Annotated in this window: 16 protein-coding genes and 1 pseudogene; 8 read left to right on the forward strand and 9 right to left on the reverse strand. The window is 65.5% G+C overall.

Annotation, left to right across the window (positions count from 1 at the left end; all coding sequences use genetic code 11):
• Window positions 1–791: 791 nt before the first annotated feature.
• The 6 genes from CFN17_RS02765 to CFN17_RS02790 all read right to left on the reverse strand — a co-directional run bounded on the left by CFN17_RS02765 (window position 792) and on the right by CFN17_RS02790 (window position 8,151).
• Window positions 792–1,727, reverse strand: coding sequence for a carbohydrate kinase (locus CFN17_RS02765; RefSeq protein ID WP_208749863.1), 936 nt, complete (start codon window positions 1,725–1,727; stop codon window positions 792–794).
• Between the two features lie 123 nt (window positions 1,728–1,850).
• Window positions 1,851–3,359 (reverse strand): glycoside hydrolase family 32 protein, encoded by a 1,509-nt coding sequence (locus tag CFN17_RS02770; RefSeq protein ID WP_208749864.1) that lies wholly within the window; start codon window positions 3,357–3,359, stop codon window positions 1,851–1,853.
• Between the two features lie 124 nt (window positions 3,360–3,483).
• Complete coding sequence (locus CFN17_RS02775; RefSeq protein ID WP_208749865.1) at window positions 3,484–5,091, reverse strand: ABC transporter substrate-binding protein; 1,608 nt, start codon at window positions 5,089–5,091, stop codon at window positions 3,484–3,486.
• 78 nt (window positions 5,092–5,169) lie between these two features.
• Window positions 5,170–6,129 (reverse strand): carbohydrate ABC transporter permease, encoded by a 960-nt coding sequence (locus tag CFN17_RS02780; RefSeq protein ID WP_208749866.1) that lies wholly within the window; start codon window positions 6,127–6,129, stop codon window positions 5,170–5,172.
• Window positions 6,130–6,136: 7 nt separating this feature from the next.
• Window positions 6,137–7,111, reverse strand: a complete 975-nt coding sequence (locus tag CFN17_RS02785) for a sugar ABC transporter permease (RefSeq protein ID WP_208749867.1) — start codon at window positions 7,109–7,111, stop codon at window positions 6,137–6,139.
• Complete coding sequence (locus CFN17_RS02790) at window positions 7,108–8,151, reverse strand: LacI family DNA-binding transcriptional regulator (RefSeq protein ID WP_261792326.1); 1,044 nt, start codon at window positions 8,149–8,151, stop codon at window positions 7,108–7,110. The genes CFN17_RS02785 and CFN17_RS02790 overlap by 4 nt, the downstream gene beginning before the upstream one ends.
• Before the next feature lie 284 nt (window positions 8,152–8,435).
• Here CFN17_RS02790 and CFN17_RS02795 point away from each other — a divergent pair, with 284 nt between their 5' ends.
• Window positions 8,436–9,389 (forward strand): hypothetical protein, encoded by a 954-nt coding sequence (locus CFN17_RS02795; RefSeq protein WP_261792327.1) that lies wholly within the window; start codon window positions 8,436–8,438, stop codon window positions 9,387–9,389.
• Window positions 9,390–9,533: 144 nt separating this feature from the next.
• Complete coding sequence (locus CFN17_RS02800) at window positions 9,534–10,016, forward strand: sensor histidine kinase (protein WP_208749868.1); 483 nt, start codon at window positions 9,534–9,536, stop codon at window positions 10,014–10,016.
• Between the two features lie 84 nt (window positions 10,017–10,100).
• Here CFN17_RS02800 and CFN17_RS02805 read toward each other — a convergent pair whose 3' ends face one another.
• Both CFN17_RS02805 and CFN17_RS02810 read right to left on the reverse strand, forming a co-directional pair.
• Window positions 10,101–11,147: an NAD(P)-dependent alcohol dehydrogenase gene (locus CFN17_RS02805; RefSeq protein WP_208749869.1), complete on the reverse strand. Its 1,047-nt coding sequence runs from the start codon at window positions 11,145–11,147 to the stop codon at window positions 10,101–10,103.
• Between the two features lie 44 nt (window positions 11,148–11,191).
• Window positions 11,192–11,932 (reverse strand): SDR family NAD(P)-dependent oxidoreductase, encoded by a 741-nt coding sequence (locus tag CFN17_RS02810; RefSeq protein WP_208749870.1) that lies wholly within the window; start codon window positions 11,930–11,932, stop codon window positions 11,192–11,194.
• 231 nt (window positions 11,933–12,163) lie between these two features.
• On the opposite strand from CFN17_RS02810, the gene CFN17_RS02815 reads away from it, so the two are divergent.
• Window positions 12,164–12,688 carry a TetR family transcriptional regulator gene (locus CFN17_RS02815; RefSeq protein ID WP_261792328.1) on the forward strand — a complete coding sequence of 175 codons (525 nt, stop codon included), beginning with the start codon at window positions 12,164–12,166 and terminating at the stop codon, window positions 12,686–12,688.
• A 41-nt stretch (window positions 12,689–12,729) separates the two neighbouring features.
• On the opposite strand, the pseudogene CFN17_RS20065 reads toward CFN17_RS02815, so the two are convergent.
• Window positions 12,730–13,059 (reverse strand): annotated as a pseudogene (locus CFN17_RS20065) (DUF389 domain-containing protein); the annotation flags it as partial.
• A gap of 298 nt (window positions 13,060–13,357) precedes the next feature.
• Between CFN17_RS20065 and CFN17_RS02825 the strand changes: the two are divergent.
• Genes CFN17_RS02825 through CFN17_RS02845 form a run of 5 tightly spaced genes read left to right on the forward strand, consistent with a single transcriptional unit; the run spans window position 13,358 to window position 19,339 of the window.
• Window positions 13,358–14,182, forward strand: a complete 825-nt coding sequence (locus CFN17_RS02825; protein ID WP_208751306.1) for a MurR/RpiR family transcriptional regulator — start codon at window positions 13,358–13,360, stop codon at window positions 14,180–14,182.
• On the forward strand, window positions 14,079–15,155 hold the full coding sequence (locus CFN17_RS02830; RefSeq protein WP_208749872.1) for an NAD(P)-dependent oxidoreductase: 1,077 nt from the start codon (window positions 14,079–14,081) through the stop codon (window positions 15,153–15,155). Before CFN17_RS02825 ends, CFN17_RS02830 begins: the two co-directional genes overlap by 104 nt.
• Window positions 15,156–15,190: 35 nt before the next feature.
• Window positions 15,191–16,738 (forward strand): aldehyde dehydrogenase, encoded by a 1,548-nt coding sequence (locus CFN17_RS02835; protein WP_208749873.1) that lies wholly within the window; start codon window positions 15,191–15,193, stop codon window positions 16,736–16,738.
• A 7-nt stretch (window positions 16,739–16,745) separates the two neighbouring features.
• Window positions 16,746–17,972 carry an amidohydrolase gene (locus CFN17_RS02840; protein ID WP_208749874.1) on the forward strand — a complete coding sequence of 409 codons (1,227 nt, stop codon included), beginning with the start codon at window positions 16,746–16,748 and terminating at the stop codon, window positions 17,970–17,972.
• Window positions 17,969–19,339 carry a DUF3100 domain-containing protein gene (locus CFN17_RS02845; RefSeq protein WP_208749875.1) on the forward strand — a complete coding sequence of 457 codons (1,371 nt, stop codon included), beginning with the start codon at window positions 17,969–17,971 and terminating at the stop codon, window positions 19,337–19,339. Before CFN17_RS02840 ends, CFN17_RS02845 begins: the two co-directional genes overlap by 4 nt.
• Window positions 19,340–19,384 lie beyond the last annotated feature (45 nt).

Consider the following 19,384-nt stretch of genomic DNA (forward strand, 5'->3'; position numbering starts at 1 on the left):
CGGAAACGGTCTGAACGAACCGCTTAATGCGTGGGTCTGCGTTGGGGCCGAACACCGATCCAGGCAGCCCCTGCTGGCATACAGCACCGTCTTCCATGAACACGACCCCGTCTGCAACGTCGCGGCCCAGCTTCATTTCGTGGGTGAGGATCACCATGGTCGTCAGTCCCTGCTGGCTCGGGCCTCGGAGCACGACTCGCCGACGCTGCTGTTCCACCTGGTTGTGAGTACTGGATCTCGGCAGGGGTTCTCCGGCCCAGCCCGGTGGCCGCAGCCGAACCGCTCGAGCATCCTCGCGCCGAGGCGCGACCGGAGACGTTCAACCGGCTGGCGCGCGGCTTCCCGACGGCCGGTGCACTGCGCTTGAAGCGCACCGTGGAGCCACCGAAATGCGGACATGTCCGCGAGGGTCAAACACGGCCTCGTGCGTGTTCGTCCAGTTGGAGTACACCCCAACCTGACGTCAGACCCGTCTCCCGATGGCTGTCAGGATAGGGTGGAAATCGCTATTTTTGGGCACAGCCGTGAGAATGTCATAGATTTCAACCTGACAACCCTCCGATGCGATATCAGGCCAGCCGCGGCCCGATGCCACCCGCTCAGCGAAAGCTCGCAATCGGGATAAAAGTCGCGGTATGCAGGGTCGAGAAACTGAAACGGGGCCAGGTTCGGTCCGCCATCGCCGATGTGTTCGTTCGTGGCCAAGAGATCTTGGTACTGGTCGCGCTGAAAGCAACGCCGTCCGCAATCCGCGGCGCGGGCAAGGCAGATGAGCTGAGTCCGCTCTGTGGCTAAGGCGCAGGCTGCAGTTGGGTTTGGAGTTCTTCCAGCGTCGGAGGGTTTGCGCCCGGGCGCCGCACGGTGATGGCGGCGGCCATGGAGGCTGTGCGGCCCAGCTGTTCCAGGACGGCCGGCGCGAAGCCGTCGGTCCCGCGGGTCAGGAGGCCCAGGATCAGGGCTGCCATGTACGAGTCTCCGGCGCCTATCGTGTCAGCGACCCTGGATTTCACGGACGGAACGTTCAGCTGTGCCGCATGTGTGGCGAGCAGTGAACCCTGGGCGCCTTGGGTGATGACGGCCAGCCCGGCACCCAGCCCCAGCAGGTGCGCCGCGGTGTCCTCCAGATCCTTCCGGGGGTAGAGCCAGTGCGCGTCCTCGTCGCTGAGCTTGACGACGTCCGTCAGCTGAACGAGGTCTTCGAAGATGGCCGCTGCCTCGGCGTGGCTGCCGAGCAGGGCGGGCCTGATGTTGGGGTCATAGGTGATCGTGCATTCGTGGCGGCACTGCTGCAGGAATGATTTGACCGCGCCTGCCCCCGGTGCGAGAAAGGTGGCGATCGACCCGGTGTGCAGGACCTTCGGGCTGCAGGCGGGAGCGACCGGCTCCAGTGCCCAGGATATGTCGAAGTCGTAGGCGGCGGATCCGTCCGGGGCAAGCGTTGCTGTCGCCGACGCGGTTCTGCCCAGGGAATAGGAGCCGGGCAGGAGGGTGACGCCGGCACTGTGCAGGTGCTTTTCGATGGCGGCGCCGTGTGCGTCGTCGCCAATGGCGGTCAGCAGCCCGGTAGCGACGCCGAGCCGGCCAAGCCCGTAGGCGACGTTGGCGGGTGAGCCGCCAGGGTATTCGATCGTCCCCTCGGGCGAGGTGACGACGTCGATGAGCGCTTCTCCGACGACCACGACGTCCAGAAACGGCCGGGCTGGCCCGGGGGCCTCTAAATCGTGCATGTCATGTCTCTCTTCAGGTGGGGTTCCGGGCCCGGGGTCGTGAACGCGAGCCCACGCCGGCGGGTGTGCTCGCGCCGTGGGGTCGGCGGGACCCCGACCCCTGGACCGGCAATCCCTGGACTGTTATGCGTATTGAGTAACACTTAGGCTGTCGATGGTTGCCGTGCCCCCGGTGGCGTAGAGCGAGACCTCGGTGCTGGTGGCGGCCGGGAAGATCAATTCGGTCAGGGTCACCTGGCCTTCCTGGGCGAACACCTCCACGGAGCAGCGGTCCACATAGACGGTGATCTCGTAGGATCCGTCCGTCGTCCGGATCGGGGCGGTGTCGATCGACGCGAAGGATCCGTGGAAGTCGGTTTGCCCGGATTCCCTTCGGTCGACGACGATACGGCCTTCCGTGGGCCGGAGGCCGATGCGGGTTCCCTCCGCTTCCCCGCCGCGGACAATCAGGCCGCATTCCTCGGCTGTTCCCGGCGTGACGGTGAGCTCAATACGTTGGACACTGCCTGCTGCACCGTCCAGGACGTGCCGGCCGTCAGATAATTCGATCGCCGCGAGGCTGAATGACGGGGTCTGCACAGCGTGGGGGGCCCGCTCCCCTGCGGCCTGCTGCACCAGCCGCCAACTCCCATCCACGCTCTTCAGGGACACTTCACGGACCAGTGACATGGGACTGCGCCACGGCGAGGTGGGGATCTCGTTGGCGTATTCCCAGTTGTTCATCCACGCGATCATGAGGCGTCGGTCATCTGGAACGTCGCTGAACGAGACGGCCGCGTAGTAGTCCCGGCCCCAGTCGAGCCACTGGTACTCGCCCAGCCTGTCGGGGTCTTGCGGGCCGTCGGTGACCGTGGTGGCTGAGGTGAACGTGGTTCCGTCGAAGTCTCCGACGAAATACTGCCCGGCCGAACCGCCGTTGGGGCCGCCGGGGTTGAGGTTAACGGTCAGGACCCACTTAAGGTTTTCCGGGTCGCCGTCGACAGGCAGCGGGAAGAGGTCCGGGCATTCCCAGACGCCGCCGGTCGCATTCGCCGGACCGAAAGTGCTCAATAGCTCCCAGTCCTTGAGGTCGAGGGATTTGTAGAGGACGACTTCGAAGTCTTTGGCTTCGACGGCCACCATGACCCAGTAGCTGCCGGCGTCGCCGTCGTAGCGGAAGACCTTGGGGTCGCGGAACTCGGCGGATTCCCGGTTCAACACCGGGTTTCCGGTGTATTTGGTCCAGGTGTGGCCGCCGTCGAGGCTGAAGGCCAGGGACTGGGCCTGGATGCCGTGGTGTGCGGAGGCAGTCTTGTAGGCGCTGGTATAGACGGCCACCAGCGGCGCGGCTGCTCCGGTGCCGAATCCGCTGGTGTTCTCGCGGTCGTAGACGATGCTGCCGGAGAAGATGTCTTCAAATTCGTTACAGGCGATGGCGACGGGGTGCTCGGTCCAGGTCAGCAGGTCTGTGGAGGTGGCGTGGCCCCACGACATGTTTCCCCAGACGTTGTCCAGCGGGTTGTTCTGGTAGTAGAGGTGGTAGACGCCGTCGTGAAAAATCAGGCCGTTGGGGTCATTCAGCCAGGTGTTGCGGGCTGCGTAGTGCAGGGCCGGTCGGAAGGTCTCGGCTGTCGTGGCGGTCGCGGCAGTCATGAAGGTGACGTCTCATTTCGTGGCAGGTCGGGTCCATGCAGGTCCTTGTGAGGATGCCGCAGGGGGATGAATGGGGCGGGCAGGGCCGGCTCGGATGGCGCCGGCCCCCACCCGTTCCCGGTAGTTAGGAGTTCTTCTTGTAGCGGTCGTAGGCCTGCTGGTAGACCTCGATCATTTTCTCGACGCCGATGTTCTTGAGCTGGGTGACGTAGCCGTCCCATTCCTGCTCAATTCCTCCGGAGACGATCCACTTGGCGACGTTCTGCTTGACCAGCGAGGCGCTGTCGGTCTCGATACTGCTGATCTGCTGGAGTTCGTCGGCGGACAGTGCCACCGCGGGGTAGCCGTCGTTGCCCGCGAAGGGCTTGTAGTTCTCGTTGACGGTCTTCTGTCGCTCGGCCGCGCGCGGTTCGGGAGCGACGACGGTCTTGAAGTTCTCCGCGGTGTTGGCCTTCGGGCCGCCCGGGGCAACCTTCTGGCGGCGTTCGCCTTCGCTGGTTCCGGCGGGGGCCGGGATCTGGATCAGCAGCCCGTTGGCGTCCTTCTTCAAAGTCTCACCGATCGGTCCCCAGTTGGCCTGGGCGGACTGGATGGGATCGTAGAGATTGTCGGCCCAGCGCATGGTCGCGGCGGGGTATTTGTCGGCCCGGGTGATGGCGAAGGCGCCGCGGGCGATTTCCTGGTTGTTGGACTGGCTCGCGATACGCTTGCCGTCCACGCCCTGGAGCACGGGGACAAGGGCGTAGTCCTTGGCGCGCTCTGCACCGACCATCTCGGGGATTTCCCACCAGGCGAACGCGCCGAGATTTTCCGTGGCCGCTTTGCCCTTGGCGAGGTAGGCCTTGTCGTCCTGGGAGAAGGATTCCGGGTCGATCAGGCCTTCCTGGTACCACTGGTGCAGGGTCTGGATGGCTTTTTTGTAGCCGTCCTGGGTGGGGGTGAAGATGACTTTGTTGTCCTGGACGATGCGGTGGTCCATGTTGTCAGGTACCCCGCCGAGGGCCGCGATCAGGTCAACGATGTCTCCGCACCAGGAGCCGGGCATGAAGCTCAGCGGGATGGTTTTGCCTGTCCCGGACGCGTCCCGGGTCTTGAACACGAGCAGGGCGTCGTGGAATTCAGCGATGGTCTTGGGCATGGGGATGTTGAGCTTTTGCAGCCATGTGGTGTTGATGGCGATTTCGTTGGGGAACTGGACCAGGCCGAGTTCTTCCACGGACGGGAGGGAGTAGATGTGTCCGTCGGAGGAAGTGATCGCCGCCTTGATATCGGGCCGTGCCGCGAGCAGCTTGGAGAGGTTGGGCGCGTTCTTTTCAATGAGGTTCTCCAGCGGGATCAGCGTGCCGCTGGCGGAGTACGTTGCGATTTCGGCATCCGTCAGGCCGCTGTTGAAGAACGCGTCGGGAAGGTCCCCGCTGGCCAGGATGAGGTTCTTCTTTTCCTGGAAGACCGTCTCGGGCAGGTTCTGCCAGTCGATGTGGATGTTGGTGTCCTTTTCCCAGTTCTTCACCACGGTCATGGTGTTGTAGTCCGGTGCCAGGGCCGTTTTCGTCCCCGAGAACTTCAGGGTCAGCTGCTTGCTGACGATCGGGAAGCCGGTCGCCTGGTACCCGTAGTCAGCGGAGGCGTCTGCGGCCTCCGGGGAGCCGGAATTGCCGCCGGAGCAGGCGGTGAACGCCAGTGTTCCGGTCAGGAGGGCGCCAAGGACGGCGTATTTGCGGCTGATTGCCATGGTCATTCCTATTCTGAGCTGTGGTTTTCCGGCTCTGGCGGCTGCCGCCGGGGCCGGGTGATGCGAGGGGAGTTGTTGCTATTTCACGGCGCCGATCATGGCGCCCTTGGTGAAGTGCTTCTGCATGAATGGCAGGGCAATCATCAGCGGCAGGCTCGAGACGACGATCATGGCGTACTTGGTGAGCTCTGCGATCCTTTGCGCTGCGGCGTAGGACTGGATGTCTCCTCCGGTGGTTCCGGTGGATGAAACATCGGATTGGATGAGGATGTTGCGCAGCACGAGCTGCAGCGGGTACTTGGTGTCATCGTTCAGGAAGATCAGTGCGTCGAAGAACGAGTTCCACTGCGCCACGACGTGGATCATGATCATGAGCATGATCAGGGGTTTGGACAGCGGCAGGACCATCTTGAAGAAGAACTTGAAGTCGGTCGCCCCGTCCATCTGGGCAGCTTCACGCAGCTCATTCGGGATGGTGTGTTCGAAGAAGGAACGGGCGATGATCAGGTTCCAGACTCCGACGGCGCCGGGAAGCACGACGGCCCAGATGGTGTTGAGCATGCCCAGGTCGCGGACAACCAGGTACTTGGTGATGAGGCCGCCGTCGAAGAACATGGTGATCACAAACAGGAGCATCAGAAATTTCCGGCCCGGCATGTCCTTGCGGGACAGTGCGTAGGCACCGCAGAGGATCGTGCTGACACTGATGGCGGTCCCCAGGACGGTGTAGATCAGCGTGTTGCCCAGGCCGTTCCAGATCCGGCTGTCCGCGAAAATCCGCTGGTAACCCTCCAGGGTCACCCCGGAAGGGAACAGCCAGACCTTGCCCTCATAGATCGCGTTTGGATCGCTGACGGACGCGATCACGATGAAGTAGAGAGGGTAGACGACAGCGAGGATGGACAAAAGCAGGATGGCGGTGGCGGTGACGTTGAAGACCCGGTCGCCGTACCTGTCTCTCAGCGTTTGCCTGGGGCGGACCTGATTGAGGGTCTGCTTCGGAGCGTCGGTAGTGCGGTGGTTGGTAATCAAAGACATGTCGGCATCACCACAGGGTCGCTTGGTTGGCCCGGCGCGCCACTGTGTTGAAGAAGAGCAGCAGCGCCAGGTTGAGGACGGAGTTGAACAGGCCGATCGCGGCCGAGTAGCTGAACTGTGCCTGCTGCAGACCCGCGTGGTAGACGTAGGTCTGGATGATTTCGGAGTTCGAGAGATTCAGCGGCGTCTGCATCAGCAGCGCCTTCTCAAACCCGACGTTGAGCAGGTTGCCGATAGCCAGGATGAACAGGATCGTTACCACCGGCATGATGCCGGGAAGGTCGATATGCCGGACCCGCTGCAGCTTGGAGGCGCCGTCGACCTTGGCCGCGTCGTGAAGCGCCGGATCGATGGCCGCCAGGGCCGCCAGGTACACGATCATGGAGAACCCGGCGTTCTGCCAGACGTCGGAGATGACGTAGATGGGCCGGAACCACTCCGCCGATCCCATAAAGAAGACCGGTTCACCGCCGGCAAGCTGGATCGCGTTATTGACCAGTCCCGAGCGGGGAGACAGGACCACGAACATGATGCCCACGACCACGACAGTGGATATGAACGCCGGCGAGTAGAGCACCGTCTGGGTGAACTTCTTGAACCTCTCACTCTGGAGCTGGTTGACCAGAAGCGCCAGGATGATCGGAATCGGAAAGGCCACCAGCAGGCCCAGAACGGCAATCCACAACGTGTTTCCGAGGACCTGGCCGAACTGGTACGAGTTCACGAACCGGACGAAGTGCGTCAGGCCCACCCACGGGCTGTCCGTGAAGCCTTTCGCCGGGTTGTAGTTCTTGAAGGCGATCTGCACGCCATACATCGGCCAGTATTTGAAGACCAGGATGTAGACAAGGGCGGGCGCAAGTAATACGTATAACTGCCAGGCCCGAAAAATTCTTTTCAGGCGCAGCGAAAAAGAAATCCTTCGCTGTGGCAACGGCGCCGCGGCAGGACGCCGGCGTAGGGCCGGGATGGTGCGGCTCATGGCATCTCCTTAGGATGTGTCACTGAATTTCGTTCGATCAAAGGGCACTCCATGAGCTCGACCCGGCCACCGGGTTCCGCGCCCTGGAGGACAAGGTCGACGGCCCGACGTCCCATTGCCTCGAACGGCAGTTCAAGGGTGGTCAGCGCGGGCCTGAGGTGGGGGGCCAGGGTTTCCTGGTTGTCGAAACCGACGATTGAGAGATCGGCCGGGATGGAGAATCCCAGGGTGGCGGCCGCCTGGTATGCACCCCACGCCATCCGGTCCGTCCCGCAGAAAATAGCGGTGGGCCGGTAGGCGGCGGTGAGCAGGCTCGTGGCGTGCTCGAATCCGTCGGGTTCGGCGCCGTGTCCGAAGCGGACGAAGTCCGGAGCCACTTCCAGCCCGTGCTCGAGCATGGCTTTGGAGTAGCCTGCGAAACGGCCAACCGCGGCCGGCAGCCCGCTCTCAAGACTGTCGTTGTTGATCAAGGCAATCCGGGTGTGGCCGGCGTCGATAAGGCGCCGGGTGGCCGTGTAGCCGCCCTTTTCCTCGTCGGGCGCGACACTGCTGAACCGCCCGCCGCGGTCCTCGGAGTTCAGGACCACCGACGGAACATCGCCGAGGACTTCAGGGACATCCAGTATCTGGTGGTACATGGACGCATAGACCACGCCCGCCACCTTGTAGGACAACATCGTTTCCAGCGAGGCCGCTTCGAGCGCCCTGTCGCCTCCCGTATTGACGGTCAGCAGCAGGAGTCCGGACTCCCACGCCCGGTCCTGGGCGGCCTCAATGATGCGTCCGGCGAACGGTGACGACGCCACGAAGTCGCCGACAAAGCCGATCATCCCGGCAACGCCCTCGCGCAGCACCTTCGCGTGGGCGTTAGTGCGGTACCCGAGCCGATCCACGGCATCACGCACCCGCCGACGGGTGTCCTCCGAAAAACGCGATCCGGAGGCGGAGTTTAAGACCAAGGACACAGTGGCCTGCGATACACCGGCAGCAGCGGCGACATCATTCATCGTCGGCCCCGACTTGGGCCTCAACCCGGCCATGGGCACCTCCTTGGGCCACTAGTCTGTAAAAGTTATTCGTATAACTCCCGATGAACTGTAGCGTGTGTCACAGCGCTGGTCAAGATGACGGACGGAATCCCCGCGCGGCGAGCGACGGCAGCCGCCAGCACCCTCGTCACTGGAAGCCGACGACAAAGAGCGCCACCCTCCGATGCCATAATCGAGACCCCACCCCCAGCGTTAATCCATTCGGTGTATTATTCTGGACCAACAATCCACTCTTCGTGCGCGTCCCTCCCTGAGCGCAAGACCAAGGAGCCGCCGTGAGCCTTCCGGATCAAGCCATGGAGCAGAAGGCCCCCGGCAGACGGCCAAGCCGGCCTCCGGTCCGCGATGCCGGGTGGGGGTGTCTGACCGGGATCCTGGCCGGGGTGCTCGGCCTGGGACCTTGGCTGGTAACCGGTGCCCACCTCCCGCTGCAGAACATGTGGGGCGCGGAGGCCGGTCCGGACCAGATGCCTGTGGCGTTGCTGCCGCTGAGCCAGTACCAGCTCACCACGATCGTGGCCCTCCTTACCGTGGGAGGCGCGGCCGCCGGACTCGCGGTGCGCATCTGGTCCCCCGCCCGACGGCGGCTGGTCGTGTGGTGCGCGGCCGCCGGCGTTCTCGTGGTCCAGGTCGCGGCGGCCGTCCAGTCATTCACCGTGCTCGACGCCGGCCTGAAGGACGGAACGATGGCGAGCCTCTACGTCGCCGGGCTGCTCGCGGGGGTGACCGCGTCCATCGCGGCGGCCCTCGTAGCGCTCCTGCTGCTCTCGTCGAGGTCCCGAAGCCTAACGGCCTTGGGCGCCGGCCTCATGGCAGTGCCGTTCGCATCGTGGGCCTTGCTGTGGGTTGTCGCCTTCGTGGGGCGCACCAATATCCCCCTCGCAGTGCCGACAATCGGCCAGTGGATTCCCGCGGTCATCGTCGGCTGCGTCCTGGCATGGTGCGGCCTTCGACCCGCGCGGCGGGCCGCGGTGTGGGCCGTCGACCTTGCACTGTTGTGGGTGGTTCCCGCCGTGTTCACCTCCGTCAACTACGTCCTCGGGACGCGCATGCTGGCCGGCGACCTGCAGGAGATGCTGTTGATGAGCCAGCAAATCCTGGCGGCAACACTCGGACCTGCGGGGGGCGCAGCTCCCAAAGTACTGCTGGCCTTGGTCATCGCGTTGGCGGGACTGGGCGCCAAATCACTTGTGGCCCGCCGAAAGCGGGCTGCGCCCACCGCGAGCTGATGACGGGTTCAGGGGCCGGCATCAGGAACCTGATGGCACTCCCGAGCACGATGCCTTTAGCGGGAAAACAAGGAGCCCCTCCGACGTTGGATATCCTCGGCGCGGCATCAGAAAATCCCAACGACGCAAGCGCACAGTAAGAGTATGAAATCACTACTAAGCGACGAAGTGGTCGCCGTACGTGGCGTCCTTACCGATACACACCCAGTCGACTTCCATGCCCTTGGCGTAACCGGCGCCATTGACCGCCTGGCGTTTCCCTTGCGCGAGAGCGGAACCGTGGTGCACCTGGAGACTCCGCACCACATGATGGAAGTAGACCGGCAATCCGCCACGCTCCTGTACCGGGCAGCGCAGGAGCTCCTCAGCAATGTCTACAAATTCGCTCAGGCGTCAGAGGTGACCGTCCGGCTGGGCTGCGTCACGCGGGGCATGAGCCACGGCGTTCAGCTCAAAGTAACCGACGACGGCCGTGGATTCGACGTGCCGGCAAGCATGATCGGTCGGCACACCGGCATGGGCCTGCGCCTCATGCGCCTGACCGTAGGCCTTGCCGGCGGAGATGTGACCGTCGATTCGTCCACCGACGCCGGAACCTGCGTGACGATAACCCTGCCCCTGGACTAACATCCACTGCGCGGTCATTCTGCCCGTGACCAGCAGGCCATCCAGCGGCACTCCGGCGACTCGTCACCGGAGTGCCAACCCGGGCTATGCCTGGTGCGGAACCACCACCGCGCGGGCGCTCAGCTGGCCGGCGGCCAGCTTGCGATAGGCAGTGAGTCCGTCCTCGAGGGAAAAGGTCTCGATCTCAGGGACAATCTGCCCCGCCCTGTACATGTCCACCACTTCGTGGAGTTCCTCGATGGTGCCCCAGTATGTGTTGGTGATGGTGGACTCGTAGGGGGTGTTGAAGAAGGTCCATTCGTGTACGCCGCCGGCAATCCCGACGACGGTCAGCCGACCACCCTGTGCCATTGAGCCGGTGGCAGTGGCGATCGTGGGAGTGAGGCCGACAAAGTCGAAGGCCGCGTCCACACCGCGACCGCCCGTGATTTCCCGGATCCGCGCAATTTGGTCGGGACCGCCAGGCACCGTGACGGCACCTGCCGCTTCGGCCTTGGCCATCGCCTCGGGCTTCATATCGGTGGCAATGATGGTGGCGCCGGTCAGTGCCTTGAGGATCTGGACGGCGATCTGGCCCAGGCCGCCCAACCCGACCACCAGCGCGAACCTGCCGCCGCCGTTCAGGTGCGGCAGGGCCGTCTTGATGGCGTGGTACGGGGTCAGGGCGGCGTCTGCCAGTGGTGCCGCGGCGATGGGGTCCGCATCGCCGAGCGGGATCAGGTTGCGGACGGGGACGGTGACGTATTCGGCCATTCCGCCGTCGCGTCCCAGTCCAATGCCCAGGTAGGGGTTCGTTGAGGCGTTCTCGCAGTACGTGTCCTGGCCGCGGGAACAGGCTTTACAGTGGCCGCAACCGATGGGTCCGTACACCAGGTAGGCGCCGCCCACCTCGATGCCATCAACGCCGGGGCCCAGCTCCTCAACCCATCCCGAGTTCTCGTGGCCCAGCACGAAGCCCTTGGTCATGTTCCCGGGAACCTCTGCGGTGAAGTCCTCGAAGATGCTGACGTCCGAATGGCAGGCACCCGCTCCGGCCACCTTCAGCAACGCCTCGCCCGGTCCGGGCACGGGCCGGGGCACGTCCTCGAGTTCGGGGAACTGCTTCCACTCCTTGAATACGATCGCTCGCATGTAATGCCCTTCTTCTCTCTGTTGCATTGTCTTTGGTGACTAGATCAGCGGGCGGTGTATCCGCCGTCGACCACCAGTTCGGAACCCGTCATGAAAGCCGCATCGTCGCTTGCTGCGAAAAGGATGACGGCGGCGACGTCTTCCGGACGGCCCAGCCGGGCCATGGGAGTGGTGTCGGTCAGGAGCTTGCGGTCGGTGTCGCCGAGGATCGGGGTGTCGATGAAGCCAGGGTGCACGGAGTTGACCCGGACGCCTTCCGTGGCCCACCCGAGCGCGGTGTTCTTAGTCAACGTGCGGACGGCGCCCTTGGCCGCGGCGTACGCCGGCGAGGTGCCGAACCCTCCCACGATGCCAAACATGGAGGACACATTGACCACAGCGCCGTTGCCGGAGGCCTTCAGGGCAGCCGCCGCGGCTTTCTCACCGAGGAATACGCTGGTCTGCGTCACGGCCACCACCCTGTTATAGGTCTCGGCGCTGGTTTCCTCGATGGACTGGTTGTCGCCAATGCCGGCGTTGTTGACCAGCACATCGAGCCGGCCGAATTCCTCGAGGGCAAAGGCCACGACGCCGGCCCAGCCGGACTCGATGGTCACGTCCAGGTGGAAGGCCCGGGCATGGCCGCCCGCGGCGTCAATCTCCGAAACGACCTGCGCGGCCAGTCCGTCCTGGATGTCCGCGACGACGACGGACCCGCCTTCCGCGGCAAAGCGGACAGCGGTGGCCCGGCCGATGCCGCTGGCACCTCCGGTAACGATGCCGACTCGTCCGTCAAAACGGGACATGGTGCTTCCTTTCCGCAGTGGGCCGGATCTCGCGAGGGCCCAAATCGACTATCCGACATATGTTGGATAGTTAGAACGGTACGCTCGAAGTGGCGGTTTATCCACCGCCAGGGGCGAACATCACCCGGGAGTGTGACCTGCATGACATTGCAACCGAGACGGGGTAGCGAGGCGCCAGTGCTTCGTGACCCGAGGGCTCTGCGCAGCCGGGAAAGGCTGGCTGCTGCAATCTTGGACCTGGCAGCCGAGCACGACGCCGGAACGCTGACCGCCGGGCAAGTCGCCGCGGCCGCCGGGGTCAACAGGTCAACGTTCTACCAGCACGCCGCCTCCCCCGCCGCGCTGCTCCGGCAGGTCCTCTCCGAAGAGCTGGACGCCCTCCGCACAGAGCACCTTAGTGCCGGCGGTGACATCAGCCCGGCCATCGCCGCGGTCACGGCCGATGTCGTCCGGCACGTGGACCGGCACCGTTCCATCTACCGCCGGGGACTTGTTACCGAGGCCGGCGCTGGCGGGCTGCACGCCATGCTCGGATCCCACTTTGAGGCCTCTGTCCACCTCCTGCTTGAACAGCGAGCCATTGCGGTCCCGACACCCGGCGGCCGCGAAGTCCCGCCGCCCATGGTGGCCCGGTTCATCGCCTACGGCGTCGTCGGCGCGCTGGAGTCACGCCTGTTGGAGGCGTCGCCCCGCCCCGTCGAGGAATTCCTCGCGGACCTACGCGAACTGCTTCCGGATTGGTGGCCGATCGGCTGAGGGGACACTTCCTGACGGGACGGCACCACCCGGCCGGCGCCCTATAAAGCCGTTACGGCGCCGGTGGCGGAGGTTTGAGGAGTTAGGGCCGAACCGTCCCGGGAGAAGGTGAGCGGGACGCCATAGAAGTCCATCACAACGATGCCGGTCGCGAGGATGGCCGTAACGTTCGTGACGAACAGCAATAGCGCCCCCAGCGACTGAGTGCATGCCTCCGATTCAAGCGTCAGGCCCACAACAACCAGAGGCGGGACCAGCGATATCGCGATCGCAACGCCTGGAAGAGTGTCAGCGATGTCCCTGCAGACCAGGGCGATCGATCCGACAACTCCCGTCCCGAGCGCGGCAAGCAGGTCAACCAGGCCGGGGCTGACCCGGCCGGAAACCTAAGAGTTTGTGGCCGCAACGACGTCGTTGACGGCGAGCATTCCTACCGCGAAGCCGATAGCAATCGAGACCGCTGCTCCGGGCCACGGTCCTCCCCCTGAAGGTTTTACATTCCGGAAACGCAAAGGTATGCCTGCAAGCGCATTTGCAGAGTATGTTAGATGCAATTCCACTTGCAAAGTGATCCGCGTTACAGAATGGACCCCCGTGCACAACACCCCCACCCCCGGCGACGCCCGCCCGGAAAACGACACCGAGCGCCCGGCCGGATCCTACGCCTGGGTGGGCGACGCTCTGCCGGATCTGCCGCTGACCAAGGCCCAGAGCCGGGTTGTGGAGGTCATTGTTCGGAATCCTCAACTCTCCTCCTATGCGGACATCGCGGAGATCGCCCAGCGGGCGGACGTGAACAGCTCTTCCGTAGTCCGCACCGCGCAGCACCTCGGGTACCGGGGCTGGCCCGACCTGCAGCGCGAACTCCGTTCCCGCTACCTGGTCATGATCTCCACCGAGGACACCCTCACTGTGCACGGCGAAACCCGCAGCCCGCTCCACGAGGCCATCACCCATGACATCGAGAACCTTCGCCTGACCCTGGATTCCAACACCCCCGAGGAAGCCCAAGCCGCAATCGCCGCACTGGCAGAGGCCAAATCCATCACCGTCGTCGGCATCGGCTCCTTCGCCGGGCCTGCCGGCGTCATGGCCCATCTCGGCTCCACCATGGGCTATCCCATCACCCTGGAAAACCGTGCCGGACCACATCTGGCGTCGAGCACCAACAGCCTCGGCCCGGGCGACGTCCTGGTGGTGATCAACATGTGGCGTTCGGTGAAGCAGATCATCGTCGCCGCCGAGGCCGCCAAGCAGGCCGGCGCCACTGTCATCGCCATCAGCGACCAGCGCCGCGGCCGGCTGGCCACCGCGGCAGATCACCTGTTGGTGGTGGCGTCCGAGGGCATCTCCTTCTTTCAGTCCGTCACCGCCGCAAACTCCCTCATCTATGGGCTGCTCGCCGGCATGGAAGCGGCCCACCCGGAGCGCAGCCGGGCCACCATCCGCCGCACCCAGCAACTCTGGAAAGACCTGGACATCTACCTCGACTAGGCGCCCAGCACTCACGGAAACACCCAGCACGACTCATCACCAACGCCTCAGGAGTACCACTATGAACGAGCCACAAACCCGCCGCGTCGCCGTGATCGGGCTCGGCGCCATGGGTGGCGCGATGGCCGCCACCCTGCACAAGGCCGGGTGGCAGGTCACCGGCTTCGACCCGTCGGATAGCGCCCGGCAGGCAGCCCAAGCAATTGGCATCGGCACCACCGACACTCTGGCGGCCGTCGCCGGCACGCCCTACGTGGTTCTGTCCCTGCCCGCCGCCAGCATGGTTGAAAGCACGGTGCCGCAGCTCCTGGCAGAGCCCGGAACTGTGGCCGTCATCGACACCACCACCTCCGAACCTGCCACCAGCCGGCAGATGGCAGAGCTCACGGAGAAGAACGGCGCCGCGTTTATCGACGCCCCTGTCTCCGGAGGACGCGACGGCGCCGCCACCGGCACGCTCAGTGCCTTCGTCGGTGCCACGGACGCCGCCCTGCACGCGGCCGAACCCGTGCTAATGGCTCTCACCGGCGGCAACTTCAGCCACATCGGCGGCCCGGGCAGCGGCAATGTGGTCAAGCTCCTCAACAACGTCCTGGCCGCCGCCAACCTCGCCTCCGTTGGCGAGGCCTTGGGCGTCGCCAAGGCTTACGGCATCGATCCGGTCACCGCAGCCGCGAGCATCAGCGGCGCCTCCGGCGGCAGCAAAGTCTCGGCAACCATGTACCCCAACTGGGTACTCAGCGGCAGCCACGATTCCGGTTTCTCCATGGGCCTCATGGCGAGGGACGCCGCCCTCGCCATGGACGTGGCCGGACAGATCGGCCAGAAGCCGGAGCTCTTGGCCGCCGTCGCCCGTCAATGGCAGGACGCTTTGTCCGCGCTCGGACCAAAGGCGGACTTCACCGAGATCGCCCGGACCGTCGCCCCGGCCATCACCCCCGCCGGCGCACCTGCCTCCCAGTCCGCCGTATGACCCCCATCCCACGCCTCCTTGAAGGAATCAGCATCGTGAACACCACTACAGCCCCCACATCTTCCTCCGCGGCCACCGCCCGGGCAGTCCTTGACGCCGCCTTCCCGGCGGGATTCGGCGCCTTCGTGGACGGCCGCGTCAGCACCGGCAACGGGGAGACCATCACCCTCACCGCTGCCGCCACCGGCGAACCTTTCGCCAGCTACGCCGACCCGGGTGCCGAGGGTGCCGATGCCATCCTGCAAAGCGCGACGGCGGGTGCCGCCGCCTGGGGCCGGCTCAACGGATTTGAGCGCGCCGAGATCCTCCGCCAGGTCAGCCGCGCCGTCGAACAGCATGCCGAGGAACTGGCCATCCTTGAATCCGCCACCACCGGCAAACCCATCCGCGATGCCCGGGCAGAGGCGGCCAAGGTGGCGGAAATGTTCGGCTACTACTCCGGCTGGGCGGACAAGCTCACCGGCCAGACCATCCCCGTCCCCGGCAACTGGCACACCTACACCGAGCGCGTGCCGTGGGGCGTCGTCGTCGCCATCACCCCGTGGAACGCACCCCTCTTCACCGCCGGCTGGAACTCCGCCGCGCCGCTCGCCGCCGGCAACGCCGTCATCATCAAACCCAGCGAATTCACCCCGGCCTCGTCGGTCCGGCTCGCCCAGATCGCCCACGAAGCCGGCCTGCCCGCAGGCGTGTTCAATGTGGCCGCAGGCCTGGGCCAGACGGTCGGTGCGGCGCTGACCACGGACCCCCGCGTCGGGAAGGTCAGCTTCATCGGCTCCGTCCCCACCGGCCGCCGCGTCGCGGTCGCCGCGGCGCAGGCCGGCATCCCGGCCCTGCTGGAACTCGGCGGCAAGAGCGCCAACATCGTGTTCGCTGACGCGGACCTGGAGCGTGCCGCAGACGGCGCCATCTCCGCCATTTTCTCCGGGGCAGGACAGTCCTGCGTCGCCGGTTCCAGGCTCCTGGTGGAGCGCAGCGTGCACGCGGAATTCGTGCAGATGGTGGCCGCCAAGGCTGCCCGGCTCCGTGTGGGCGATCCCCTGGACGCAGACACCGAGGTAGGCCCCATCATCACGCCGCAGCAGTTCGCCACCGTCAGCAGCCTGATCGAAGCAGGCATGGCCGACGGCGGCCGCCGCCTCACGGAAGCCGCGTTGCCGGAAACACTGAGCGGCTCAGCGTTGAAAGGCGGCCACTGGGTGATGCCCACCCTCCTGGACGGCGTCACCCCCGATAACCGCCTGGAATCCACAGAGGTTTTCGGCCCGGTGGTGGGTGCGGACGCGTTCGATACCGAAGCGGAGGCGATCGCCCGCGCCAACAACACCAGCTTCGGCCTGGCCGGGGCAGTGTGGACCTCGGATGTCTCCCGCGCCCATCACGTGGCCCGCGAGGTCAAGGCCGGCACGTTCTGGATCAATGCGTACAAGACCATCCACGTGGCGGTCCCGTTCGGCGGCTTCGGGGATTCCGGCCACGGCCGCTCCTCCGGCCCCGGGGTCCTGGAGGAATACACGCAGACCAAGGCCGTCTGGGTACCCACCCGAGCCGCCGGCTCCCCCTTCCCCTCCCTGTCCTACTAGGAGACCCATGGATACGACAGACACAATCACGGCGGACGAGAAGCTCCGTACGGCCCTGGCAGACGGCGTCGACCGCTGGAAGCCCCGGGTTGAGGCACTGGCCAGGGACATCCACAGGTTCAAGGAGCTCTCCTTCGAGGAGGTCCGGTCCGCGGAGGCGATCACCGCCCTGCTGGCGGAGGCCGGCTTCGAGGTGGAGCGCGGCAGCGGCGGCCTGCCCACCGCCTTCACCGCCTCAGCAGGAAGCGGCGAGCTGACGGTCGCACTGTGCGTGGAGTACGACGCGCTGCCGGGGATCGGCCACGCCTGCGGGCACAACCTGATCGCCGGTGCGTCCGTCGCCGCTGCCCTGGCCCTGCAGCCGTACGTGGACCAGTTGGGCATCACCCTCAAGGCCATCGGCACCCCCGCGGAGGAGCACGGCGGCGGCAAGGCCCTGATGCTGGAGCGGGGGGCGTTCGACGGCGTGGGCCTGGCTTTGATGGTCCACCCGGTGCAAGACGGGGTCACCTACAACCCGGCCGGCACCAGCGCCCAGGCCGTGGGCCGTTACAAGGCCATCTTCACCGGGAAGGCAGCCCACGCCGCGGCGGCGCCGCACCTCGGTGTGAACGCTGCCGACGCCGCCGTGCTCAGCCAGGTGGCGATCGGCCTGCTGCGCCAGCAGATCCCGTCCGACCACCGGGTCGCCTGCTACGTGGCCGAGGCCGGGCACGTCACCAACATCATCCCGGAGAAGGCCGTGGTGGAGTTCGAATGCCGGGCCTTCACAATGCCCGAGTTCGAGGCACTGCTGGAGCGGGTGCGGCGCTGCTTCGAAGGTGCCGCGACCGCCACCGGAACCACGCTGGTGTTCGAGGACACCGAGCCGCTCTACGAGCCACTGATCCAGGACAACGAGCTGGCCGCCCACTGGACCGCGGCCATGGACGCGTTTGGCAAGGACACGTCCCCGGCGGCCGGCCTCAGCGGCGGTTCCACGGACATGGGCAATATTTCCCAGGTCATCCCGTCGCTGCATCCGTGGCTGAGCATCCCCGGCGCGGACGTGCCCATCCATTCGCACGCGTTCGCCGCCCTGGCGGACACTCCCCCGGCGTACGGGGTGATGTTCGAGGCAGGCACCGCGCTGGCCTGGACCGTCGCCGCGGCCGCCACAACCCCCACCCAACGTCAACGCTTCACCCACGCGGCGTACCGCCGTCGTACTCTCACCCAGGAAGGCGCATCATGAGCACTGTCACCACAGCCCGGACCGACACGGCCGGTACCAGGCTGACCATCCCCATTGCCGCTTTGGCGTTCGTGATCGCCCTCGCCGTGCAGTTCATCGGCCAGGCCAAAATAGACTTGGGCATCGGCGCCATCATCATTTTCCCCATGGTGTGGGGCCTGATCCTGGGCCTGCTGGTGTCAGTCCAGAAATTCAAGCCGCTGGGCATCGACCTGCAGCGTGTCGCCGCCGCCCTGGTGGGCGTGGCCGTGCTGCTGCTGGTGGCGCGGCTGGCCTTCAACATCGGCCCCAGCCTGCCCACCCTGCTGAAGGCCGGACCGGCCCTGCTGCTGCAGGAGGTAGGCCACCTGCTGGGCACCATCGTGCTGGCGCTGCCGCTGGCCGTGCTGCTGCGGATGGGCAAGGCCACCGTGGGTGCCACCTTCTCTCTGGACCGCGAACCGTCCTTCGCCATGGTGTCCGAGAAGTACGGGCCGGACTCGGACCAGTACCGCGGCGTGCTGGCCATGTACGTATTCGGCACGCTGTTCGGCGCCGTGTTCATCACGCTGCTGACTTCCCTGGTGGCCAACTGGAAGATCTTCGACCCGCTGGCGCTGGCCATGGGCGCTGGCGTGGGGTCAGGGTCCATGATGGCCGCGTCCGCCGCGAGCATCATCGCCGCCTACCCTGAGGACCAGGAAGCGATCCTGGGCATGGCCGCCGTATCCAACCTGATCACCACCGTCCTGGGCGTCTACGTGGGCATTTACCTGGCGCTGCCGCTGGCAGACAAGTTCTACAAATTCCTGACCCGCAAGCAGGTGAGCCGCGAGCTGGTTGCAGCCGGGGCCGCCGGGTCAACCCGCAGTGCGGCCGACGTGGAGCGCGAGGCGGCGCAGGAGGAAGAAAACCGGCGGTTCCGTGAGAGGGTGGCCGAGTCCTCCGCCGAGATCAAGCTGCCGCTGTGGCTCTCCTTGTCCGTCCTGACCGTTCTGGGCATCGGAACCGCCGCGGTGGCGGCGAAGGGGCTGAGCCTGTCCATCGTGGTGGGGTACGTCATCCTGCTGGCACTGGTCCTGGTCAGCATCGGCCTGGCCAAGGTCACCCGGAAGATCTCCGCCATCGTGTTCATCACCACCATTGGCGCGTACATCTCCAGCCCGTGGTTCTTCGGCGCGGGTGCTCTGACCGCCGCGGTCAAGACCGTGGACTTCCTCTCCATCGCCACGGTGATGCTGACCCTGGCCGGCCTGTCCCTGGGCAAGGACATCCCGCTGCTGAAAAACATCGGCTGGAAGATCATCCCGGTGGGACTGGTGGCGATCACGGCCTCATTCCTGCTCTCCACGGTAATCGCGGAGTTCGCACTGGGGTTCTGGAACTGAGGTAGGTGCCCGGCCGCCTTGCTGGCGGCCTAAGCCGAGCGGACG

The sequence above is a fragment of the Arthrobacter sp. PM3 genome (assembly GCF_003352915.1).
GTDB lineage: Bacteria > Actinomycetota > Actinomycetes > Actinomycetales > Micrococcaceae > Arthrobacter.